A 9,158-nucleotide genomic window follows, 5' to 3' on the forward strand; every position below is an offset into this window, starting at 1 on the left:
ATCGCCGTCGTCATCCGGCGTCTCGGGATGCCCGGCGGTCGATCCGGCGAAACCCTCGACCTCCTGCGCGCGATGCTGGTTGCGCGCCCCGGCGCTCTCGCCGGGGCGGACCGAGACGCGCTCGCGCCCTGAATTGCGCCAATAGGCATCGAAGAGATCGTCGAAACGGGCAAATTCCTCACGATCGCCGCAGCATAGCGCCTTCAGCGCCAGCCGCGCCTCCTGCGGATCCTGCGCCTCAACCTGCGTGAGTGCTTCCAGCGCGGCTGCGGTCTCGGAGGGGCCGAGGCGCAGGCCGCCATCGCGCAGATGCGCGATGAAGCCCGCCATGCGCGCGCCCGGGCCGGATGCCTGTGCGGGGAAGCGGGTGATCGCATTCATGCGGCCACTCCGGCAAGGCGCTGCGCGACTTCGAGCGGCAGGGCGTCGCGGTCGCGGCGGGTCTTGAGCAGGGTGACGAGGCTCGCCTGCAGCGCTGCCGGGTCGCTGGTGATGTCGTTGACGCCGAGCCCCGCGAGGGCGGCGGCGAAGTCGAGCATTTCGGCGACGCCGGGCTTCTTCTCCAGATCCTCCTTGCGCACGGATTGCACGAAAGCCACGATCTGGCCCATCAGATCAGCCTCGATATCGGGGCGATGGGCGGCGAGGATGGCGATCTCGGTGGCCCGGTCGGGGTAATCCACATAGGAGTAGATGCAGCGCCGACGCAGCGCATCGGAGAGGTCGCGCGTGCCGTTCGAGGTAAGGATCACGAGCGGGCGGGCCGTCGCGGTGATGGTGCCGAGCTCGGGGATGGTGATCTGGAAATCGGAGAGGATTTCAAGCAGATAGGCCTCGAATTCCTCATCCGCCCGGTCTATCTCGTCGATCAGAAGAACCGGCGGCTCCTGCTGCCGGATGGCTTCGAGCAGGGGGCGCTCCAGCAGGAATTCCTCCGAGAAGACCCGCGCCTCCATGCCTGACCCGGCCTCGCCGGCTTCCGAGGCGGCGCGGATGGCGAGCAGCTGTCGCTGGTAGTTCCATTCGTAGATGGCGTGGCCCGCGTCCAACCCCTCATAGCATTGCAGCCGGATCAGCTTCGTGTCGCGGATCGCGGCGAGCACACGCGCGATCTGCGTCTTGCCTACACCGGCGGCGCCTTCGAGCAGGAGCGGGCGACCGAGCGTAATCGACAGATGCAGCGCCATGGCGAGATCGTCGGAAGCGACATATCCCGCCTGCGCCAGACTCCGTTGCAGATCGCGCCATTGCTCCATGACTGGAACCTCCGGGCCTTGAATCAGGAAACAGATTGCCCGTGACCGCCCCGCCATCGCGGCGGAGCGGTGCTTCGGGCCATGGAAGGCGGTCTCGCGTCAACCGTGCAGGCCGAGCCTGTTCGCCGTCTTCCAGATACGCCAGTGATCATGCGGCATGTGCGACTGTTTCAGGCCGAAGGCCCGGAACGCGTCATGCACGGCATTGGAGAAAGCCGGCACGCCGCCGACATTGGGGCTTTCACCTACACCCTTCGCCCCGATCGGATGATGCGGGGAGGGCGTCTCCGTGTGATCGGTGACGTAATTGGGCGTCTCCCAGGCCGTGGGCAGGAAGAAGTCCATCAGGGTGCCGGTCTTGACGTTCCCCATCTCGTCATAGGCGATCTCCTGGCCCATGGCGATGGCGAGCGCCTCGGTGAGGCCGCCATGCACCTGCCCCTCGATCACCATCGGGTTGATGCGCGTGCCGCAATCATCCAGCGCGTAGAACTGGCGGATATCGGCCACGCCCGTATCCACATCGACATCCATGACGCAGATATACGCCCCGAACGGATAGGTCATGTTCGGCGGATCATAGTAGCTCACCGCCTCGAGCCCGGGTTCGAGCCCCGGAATCGCCTGGTTGTAGGAGGCATAGGCGATCTCGGCCATGGTCTTGAAGCGCTCGGGCGCGCCCTTGACCACGAAGCGGTCGACATCCCATTCGAGATCGTCGTCATGCACTTCGAGGAGATAGGCCGCGATCATCTGCGCCTTCGCCCGGATCTTGCGGCCCGCGAGCGCCGTGGCAGCCCCCGCCACCGGGGTCGAGCGTGATCCGTAGGTGCCGAGTCCGTAAGGTGCGGTATCGGTATCACCCTCCTCGACGGTGATCTTGTCGGCGGAGATGCCGATTTCCGAGGCGAGGATCTGCGCAAAGGTCGTGGCGTGTCCCTGACCCTGGCTGATGGTGCCCAGCCGTGCGATCGCCGATCCGGTGGGGTGGATGCGGATTTCGCAGCTGTCGAACATGCCCATGCCGAGAATGTCGCAATTCTTGACCGGGCCGGCGCCGACGATCTCGGTGAAGAAGGTCAGGCCGATTCCCATCAACTTGCGGGTCTCGCCGCGCTTGAAGGCGTCGAGCCGCTCCGCCTGCTCCTTGCGCAGGCCTTTGTAGTCGACGGCTTCGAGGGCCTTGTCCCAGGCCGTGTGGTAATCGCCGGAATCGTATTCCCAGCCGAGCGCCGAGTGGTAGGGGAACTGCTCCTTTTTGATGAAATTGATCCGGCGCAGCTCGGCGGCATCCATATCGAGCTTCTGGGCGAGAATCTCGATCATGCGCTCGATGAAATAGGCCGCCTCCGTCACGCGGAAGGAGCAGCGATAGGCCACGCCGCCCGGCGCCTTGTTGGTATAGACCCCGTCCACGCCGACATAGGCGACGGGGATGTCGTAGGAGCCGGTACAGATATGGAAGAAGCCGGCCGGGTATTTCGTCGGATCGGCGCAGGCGTCGAACGCCCCGTGATCGGCGGTGACGTGGCACCACAGCCCGGTGATCTTGCCTTCCTGCGTCGCCGCGATCTTGCCCTGCATCCAGTAATCGCGGGCAAATGCCGTGGCCATCAGGTTGTCCATCCGGTCCTCGATCCACTTCACCGGCTTGCCGGTGACGATGGAGGCGACGATGGAGCAGACATAGCCGGGATAGACGCCGACCTTGTTGCCGAAGCCGCCGCCGATATCGGGGGAGACGACGCGGATATTGTGCTCGTCGATCCCTGAGAGCAGCGAGGCGACGGTGCGCACCACATGCGGTGCCTGGAACGTGCCGTACAGCGTGAGCTTGCCGTTGATCTTGTCCATCGAGGCGACGCAGCCGCAGGTCTCCAGCGGGCAGGGATGGGTGCGGTGGTAATAGACCATCTCTTCGGCCACGACATCGGCCGAGGAGACCACCTCCTCGGTGGCGGCCTTGTCGCCCTCTTCCCAGAGGAAGATGTGGTTGGGATGCCGGCGCGGCCCGTGGGCGCCTTCCTTCTTGTCGGCGATATCCTCGCGCAAAACCGTGGCGCCGTCTTCGAGCGCCTTGAACGGATCGGTGATGACGGGCAGATCGTCGTATTCCACCTCGACCAGCTCGATCGCATCAGCGGCAACATAGCGGTCGCTCGCCACCACGAAGGCGACTTCCTGGCCCTGGAACAACACCTTGCCGTCGGCGAGCACCATCTGCTTGTCGCCGGCGAGTGTCGGCATCCAGTGCAGGCCGAGCGGCTCGAGATCCTTGGCGGTGAGCACCGCGATCACGCCCGGCAGGGCGAGAGCGGCTTCCGCATTGATCGACTTGATGCGGGCATGGGCATAGGGCGAGCGCACGAAATCGCCAAACAGCATGCCCGGCAGCTTGATGTCGTCGACGTAATTGCCCTTGCCCTGGGTGAATCGGGCATCCTCGACGCGCTTGCGCTTGCAGCCGAGGCCCTTGAGATTGGCGACGCGTTCGTCGCGATTGGGGGTCATGTCGTTCATTATGCGACCTCCTCGGGGGTCTTGACCGCGTCATCGGCTGCCGCGTCGCGCCCGTTCATGATGGCGGCGGCGGCGAGGATCGCCTTGATGATGTTCTGGTAACCTGTGCAGCGGCAGAGATTGCCGGCCATGCCGAAGCGAACTTCCTCCTCGGTGGGATCGGGGTTCTCCTGCAACAGCCTCCAGGCGCGGGTGATCATGCCGGGCGTGCAATAGCCGCATTGCAGCCCGTGATGCTCGCGGAACATCTCCTGGAGCACATGCATGCCCTCGGGGCTCGCGAGCCCCTCGACGGTGGTGATGGCAGCCCCCTGCGCCTGGGCGGCGAAGAGCGTGCAGGCCTTGACGGACTTGCCGTCGAGATCGACCGTGCAGGCCCCGCAATGCGAGGTCTCGCAGCCGATATGCGGGCCGGTGATGTTGAAACGCTCGCGCAGCACGTGAATCAGCAATTCACGCGGCTCGCACAGGGTCTCCACCTGCTCGCCATTGATGGTGAGTTTGAGATGCATTTTTTCAGCCATGTCGTCCTCCCCGCTCAGGCGCGATCGACGGCGCGCGCGATCGCGCGACGCAGGATCACGCCGGCGACGTGTTTCTTGAATTCTACCGGACCGCGATTGTCTTCGGTCGGATCGATATCCGCGAGCATTGCCGCGACCGCTTTATCCAGCGCCTCGCCGGTCCCGTCGGTCCCCGTGAGCGCGTCGCCGGCGGCCTCCGAGAAGATCGGAATGTCGGAGAGATTGGTCATGGCGATGGAGGCGGAGGTGATCTTGCCTGCGTCCTTGCCGATCAGTACCGCCGCGGCAGCGGTCGCGTAATCGCCGATCTTGCGCTTCTGCTTCTCATAGGCGTAGCCGCTGGACGGTTTTGCGAAGCTGATCGCGGTGAGGATCTCGTCATCCTCGCGGGTGGTGGTATAGGCCGCCTCGTAGAATTCACGCGCGGGAACCTCCCGGCTGCCCTCCGGCCCGACGAGCGTAAAGGTCGCATCGAGGCATTGCATCAGGCCGGGCATGTCGTTGCCGGGATCGCCATTGGCAACATTGCCGCCCACCGTGCCACAATAGCGCACCTGCGGGTCGGCGATCTGCAACGCGGCCTCGCGCAGGATCGGCGCGGCTTCGGCGAGCGCCTCATCGTTGATGAGATCGTGCTGGGTCACCATCGCGCCGATGCGGATCGTCTCGCCGACGCTGATGCCCTTGAGATCGGCAACGTCCTGGAGATCGATCAGATGGGCGATCTCGACCATGCGCAGCTTCATCATCGGGATCAGGCTGTGCCCGCCCGCAATGACGCGCGCCTCGTCGCCATGCTCGGCGATGACACCGAGCGCCCCGGCGATATCCGTGGGTCGGTGGTATTCGAAGGCTGGGGGTATCATACGATCAATTTCCTCCCTTGGCTGGCAGCGCCCATACGGCGCCGGCTCTGTCTCGCGGCTGGTGTCGCTTCTTGTATCAATCGAAACGATGTTGCTTCGATAGAACCGTTCTTGACTGGATACTGCGCCAGAGCGCGCCATCACGCCGCAGCCAAGGCACCAGCCGAGAGCAAAATTTCACCAGATGCGCGCCTCCTGCACGAAATGCGATTGTGCGACGCCGAACGCAATTCATGAAATGCGACCGATTTTAAATTGTTTATAAATAAAAAACGCGCTGCAGGGTTGCCTGAGCCCTATTGCGGTGCATGATCGACTTCGTGAGTTTTGTGCCGATCTGCCACGGCGCAGCGTTTGGCCGAGGGCGCGCATGGAGACGACCGAGAACGGGACGGGCGGCTTGGCGGGCGCAGGGGCGGGGCCGCCTTCACGCTGGCGGGCCCTGCTGGCGCGGGGTGGGCGCATCGGCCTCCCGGCACTGCGATTGTCCCGGATGCCGTTGCGCGAGGCGGATCTTGCGCAGTCCGCGCGGGCGGGTCTCGCCCTGATCTATCCGCCGTCCTGCATCGCCTGTGGTGCAGCGGTCGATCGCCCGCAGGCACTGTGTGCCGATTGCTGGTCGACGATCCGCTTCATCGATCGCCCGTATTGCGAGCGACTCGGCACGCCATTCGCCCTTGATATCGGCGGCACGCTGCATTCGCCCGCCGCGATCGCCGATCCACCGGTCTTCCAGCGCGCCCGCGCCGTCGCGGCCTATGACGGGGCCGCGCGGTCACTCGTCCAAAAGTTGAAATATAACGACCGTATCGAACTTGCCGAGGCGCTGGGCCGGATGATGCTGCGCGCCGGCGCCGAGCTTCTCGCCGATGCGGATCTGATCGTCCCGGTGCCGCTGCATCGCTGGCGGCTGTGGCGGCGACGCTTCAACCAGGCGGCGGCGCTCGCGCAAGTCGTTGCGCGCCATGCGCAGATCCCTTGCGACATGCAGGCCCTGCGCCGTGTCAAGATCACCCGCAGCCAGGTCGGCCTCACCCGCAGCCAGCGCCGTGACAATCTCTCCGGCGCCTTTCGTGTGACGGAGAGCGCACGGCTGCGGCTCGCGCAGAAACGGGTGCTCGTGATCGATGACGTCGTCACTACGGGCTCGACGGCGAATGCCGTGGCGCGGGCGCTTTTGCGCGGTGGTGCGCAAACGGTCGACGTGCTTTCGTTCGCATGTGTCGTGACGGAGAGCTGAAAATGCTTATATTGCAAGATGAAACTTCGTATCGGAGAAGCTGTACCCATGTCTGACACACCGGCCACGATCACGATCTATTCCCGCAGCTGGTGCTCGTATTGCGCCGCCGCCAAGGCGCTGCTGGCAAAGAAGGGCGCGGATTTCGAGGAGATCGACATCGAAGCCGTTCCCGGTGCGCGCGCGCAGATGCTGGAGCGTGCCGCCGGTCGCACGTCCGTGCCGCAGATCTTCATCGGCGATACCCATGTCGGCGGTTACGACGAGATGGCCGGGCTCGAGCGTCAGGGCCGCCTCGACACCTTGCTCGCCGGGGGCGTTTGAGCCATGGCCGGGACGCGCGTCGCCTGTGTCCAGATGCGCTCCGGGCGCGATCCCGGGACCAACCGTGACGATGCCGTGCGCCTCGTCGGCGAGGCGGTGGATGCGGGGGCGGTCTTCGTCCAGACGCCGGAAATGACGTCGCTGGTCGAGCGCGAGCGCAACCGGCTGTTCGAGCACATCCACCGCCAGGAGGAGGATATCACCCTTGCCGCCCTGCGCGAGACGGCGCGGGCGCGCGGCATCACGCTGCAGATCGGCTCGCTCGCCGTGCGCGACGGTGACAAGGTGGGCAACCGCGCCTTCCTGATCGATCCGCAGGGCGAGATCGCGGCGCAATACGACAAGATCCACCTCTTCGACGTGGATCTGCCCAATGGCGAGACCTGGCGCGAATCGCGCACCTATCAGGGCGGCGAGCGGGCCGTGCTCGCACGCACCGCCATCGGCCGGCTCGGCCTGTCGATCTGTTACGATATCCGCTTTCCCTATCTCTACCGCGCTTACGCGCAGGCGGGCGCCGAGATCATCGGGGCGCCGGCCTGTTTCACGCGCCAGACCGGCGAGGCGCATTGGCACGTGCTCAACCGCGCCCGCGCCATCGAGACGGGCTGTTTCATGATTTCCGCCGCGCAGGGCGGGCTGCACGAGGATGGCCGCGAGACCTACGGTCATTCGCTGATCATCGACCCCTGGGGCCGCATCCTCGCCGAGGGCGGCACGGAGCCGGGCGTGGTCGTGGCGGAGATCGACCTCGATGACGTCGCTCGTGCGCGCGGACGGGTTCCGAGCCTGCGCCATGACCGGGATGTGGGGATGCAGGTTTTGTGAGCGATTGCCGGGTCGTATCCCGCTGCTCGCATTCCCGGGGGCAGGTTGCCGCGAATTTCGGCATTTCGGCCACTTCCCATGCGTGATGCGCTGCCGCTAGACTTCCCCGAAGCCGTATCGACGAAGGAACGCCCATGGCCGCCTATGATCTCGCCATCCGGAACGGCACGGTCGCGACCGCGTCGGATGTGTTCCAGGCTGATATCGGCATTCGCGATGGCAAGATCGCGGCGATTGCCGATACGATCAGCGATGCCGCCGAGGAGATCGATGCGACCGGGCTGCTGGTTCTGCCCGGCGGCATCGACAGCCATGTCCATATCTCCCAGAAGCAGGGGGAGGGGATCGTCATGGCCGACGATTTCGCCTCCGCCACGGCGGCTGCGGCGGCGGGCGGGAATACCATGGTCATGCCCTTCGCGCTGCAGGAGCGCGGCACCAGCCTGCGGGCCTGCGTCGAGGATTACCGCGCTCTGGCGGAGGGGCAATGCGTCATCGACACGGCCTTCCACCTGATCATCTCCGATCCGACGCCGGAAGTGCTCGGCCAGGAACTGCCCGCACTTCTGAAGGACGGCTACACCTCCTTCAAGGTTTTCATGACCTATGACGATCTCGTTCTCAACGATCGCCAGCTGCTCGACGTGTTCGATGTCGCCCGCCGCGAGGGCGCGCTCGTCATGGTGCATGCGGAGGGCTATGACGCGATCCGCTACATGACCGAGAAGCTGGAGCGGGCCGGCGAGACGGCTCCATATTATCACGCCGCGTCGCGCCCCGAACTCGTGGAGCGCGAGGCGGCGCATCGCGCCATCAGCCATGCGGAGCTCGTCGATGTGCCGCTGATGATCGTGCATGTCTCGGGCCGCGAGGCGATGGAGCAGATCCGCTGGGCGCAGCAGCGCGGGCTCAAGGTCTATGGCGAGACCTGCCCGCAATATATCTCGCTCACGGCGGAAGATCTCCAGGCGGCGCAGGGCGGCGATCCCATGAGCGGCGCCAAATACGTCTGTTCACCGCCGCCGCGCGAGCATGAGAGCTGGGAGGCGATCTGGGAGGGCATCCGCACCGGCGTCTTCCAGACCTTCTCCTCCGATCATTGCCCCTTCCGCTATGACGATCCGCAAGGCAAGCTCAATCCGAAGGGCCGCACCTCTTTCCGCTGGGTGCCAAACGGCATTCCCGGCATCGAGACGCGGCTGCCGATCCTCTTCTCGGAGGGGGTCTCAAAGGGCCGCATCAGCCTGCAGCGTTTCGTCGAACTCAGCGCCACCAACCATGCGAAGATCTACGGGCTCTATCCCGGCAAGGGTGCAATCGCGGTCGGGTTCGATGCCGATATCGCCCTGTGGGACCCGGCGCGCAAGGAGACGATCCGCCAGGAAATCCTGCATCACGGCGCCGACTACACGCCCTGGGAGGGTTTCGAGGTTACCGGCTGGCCGGTCATGACCATCGCCCGCGGCGAAGTCGTCGCCCGCGACGGCGCTGTTACCGGCCAGCCGGGGCGGGGTCAGATCCTGGAGCGCGGCCTGTCGGAATTCGCGAGGCCGTAAGGCTGTCGGGCAAACGCCCGCCCGCCTGCCTGCATGGCATGCGC

Annotated in this window: 8 protein-coding genes and 1 pseudogene; 4 read left to right on the plus strand and 5 right to left on the minus strand. The window is 65.3% G+C overall.

The genetic code is table 11. From position 1 onward, the window contains the following. From VKP01_RS01460 to VKP01_RS01480, 5 genes and pseudogenes are all read right to left on the minus strand, one after another. Positions 1 to 381 (minus strand): annotated as a pseudogene (locus VKP01_RS01460) (hypothetical protein); the annotation flags it as partial. Next, a complete protein-coding gene (locus tag VKP01_RS01465) occupies positions 378 to 1,256 on the minus strand; it encodes a MoxR family ATPase (protein ID WP_324409859.1) in 879 nt (292 codons plus the stop codon). The gene VKP01_RS01465 and the pseudogene VKP01_RS01460, both read right to left, overlap by 4 nt. Positions 1,257 to 1,355: 99 nt before the next feature. Continuing rightward, the gene (locus VKP01_RS01470) at positions 1,356 to 3,776 is read right to left on the minus strand and encodes an aerobic carbon-monoxide dehydrogenase large subunit (RefSeq protein WP_324409860.1); all 2,421 of its coding nucleotides are present in this window, start codon (positions 3,774 to 3,776) and stop codon (positions 1,356 to 1,358) included. After that, positions 3,776 to 4,300 carry a (2Fe-2S)-binding protein gene (locus tag VKP01_RS01475; protein ID WP_324409861.1) on the minus strand — a complete coding sequence of 175 codons (525 nt, stop codon included), beginning with the start codon at positions 4,298 to 4,300 and terminating at the stop codon, positions 3,776 to 3,778. Before VKP01_RS01475 ends, VKP01_RS01470 begins: the two co-directional genes overlap by 1 nt. 14 nt (positions 4,301 to 4,314) lie before the next feature. Continuing rightward, on the minus strand, positions 4,315 to 5,166 hold the full coding sequence (locus VKP01_RS01480; RefSeq protein WP_324409862.1) for a xanthine dehydrogenase family protein subunit M: 852 nt from the start codon (positions 5,164 to 5,166) through the stop codon (positions 4,315 to 4,317). 493 nt (positions 5,167 to 5,659) lie between these two features. Between VKP01_RS01480 and VKP01_RS01485 the strand changes: the two genes are divergently transcribed. From VKP01_RS01485 to hydA, 4 genes are all read left to right on the plus strand, one after another. Further along, positions 5,660 to 6,406: a ComF family protein gene (locus tag VKP01_RS01485; protein ID WP_324409866.1), complete on the plus strand. Its 747-nt coding sequence runs from the start codon at positions 5,660 to 5,662 to the stop codon at positions 6,404 to 6,406. A gap of 48 nt (positions 6,407 to 6,454) precedes the next feature. Beyond that, entirely contained in the window at positions 6,455 to 6,730 is a 276-nt protein-coding gene (gene grxC / locus VKP01_RS01490) for a glutaredoxin 3 (protein ID WP_324409863.1), read from the plus strand. Between the two features lie 3 nt (positions 6,731 to 6,733). Further along, entirely contained in the window at positions 6,734 to 7,558 is an 825-nt protein-coding gene (locus VKP01_RS01495) for a carbon-nitrogen hydrolase family protein (RefSeq protein ID WP_324409864.1), read from the plus strand. Positions 7,559 to 7,692: 134 nt separating this feature from the next. Then, entirely contained in the window at positions 7,693 to 9,114 is a 1,422-nt protein-coding gene (hydA, locus tag VKP01_RS01500; RefSeq protein ID WP_324409865.1) for a dihydropyrimidinase, read from the plus strand. Positions 9,115 to 9,158 lie beyond the last annotated feature (44 nt).

Source organism: Saliniramus sp., from assembly GCF_035311605.1.
GTDB lineage: Bacteria > Pseudomonadota > Alphaproteobacteria > Rhizobiales > Beijerinckiaceae > Saliniramus.

What these genes read in the sequence shown, in the direction of transcription:
- VKP01_RS01465 (WP_324409859.1), bottom strand. Translation starts at nt 1,256, where the DNA reads ATGGAGCAATGGCGCGATCTGCAACGGAGTCTGGCGCAGGCGGGATAT.
- VKP01_RS01470 (WP_324409860.1), bottom strand. Translation starts at nt 3,776, where the DNA reads ATGAACGACATGACCCCCAATCGCGACGAACGCGTCGCCAATCTCAAG.
- VKP01_RS01475 (WP_324409861.1), bottom strand. Translation starts at nt 4,300, where the DNA reads ATGGCTGAAAAAATGCATCTCAAACTCACCATCAATGGCGAGCAGGTG.
- VKP01_RS01480 (WP_324409862.1), bottom strand. Translation starts at nt 5,166, where the DNA reads ATGATACCCCCAGCCTTCGAATACCACCGACCCACGGATATCGCCGGG.
- VKP01_RS01485 (WP_324409866.1), top strand. Translation starts at nt 5,660, where the DNA reads ATGCCGTTGCGCGAGGCGGATCTTGCGCAGTCCGCGCGGGCGGGTCTC.
- grxC (WP_324409863.1), top strand. Translation starts at nt 6,455, where the DNA reads ATGTCTGACACACCGGCCACGATCACGATCTATTCCCGCAGCTGGTGC.
- VKP01_RS01495 (WP_324409864.1), top strand. Translation starts at nt 6,734, where the DNA reads ATGGCCGGGACGCGCGTCGCCTGTGTCCAGATGCGCTCCGGGCGCGAT.
- hydA (WP_324409865.1), top strand. Translation starts at nt 7,693, where the DNA reads ATGGCCGCCTATGATCTCGCCATCCGGAACGGCACGGTCGCGACCGCG.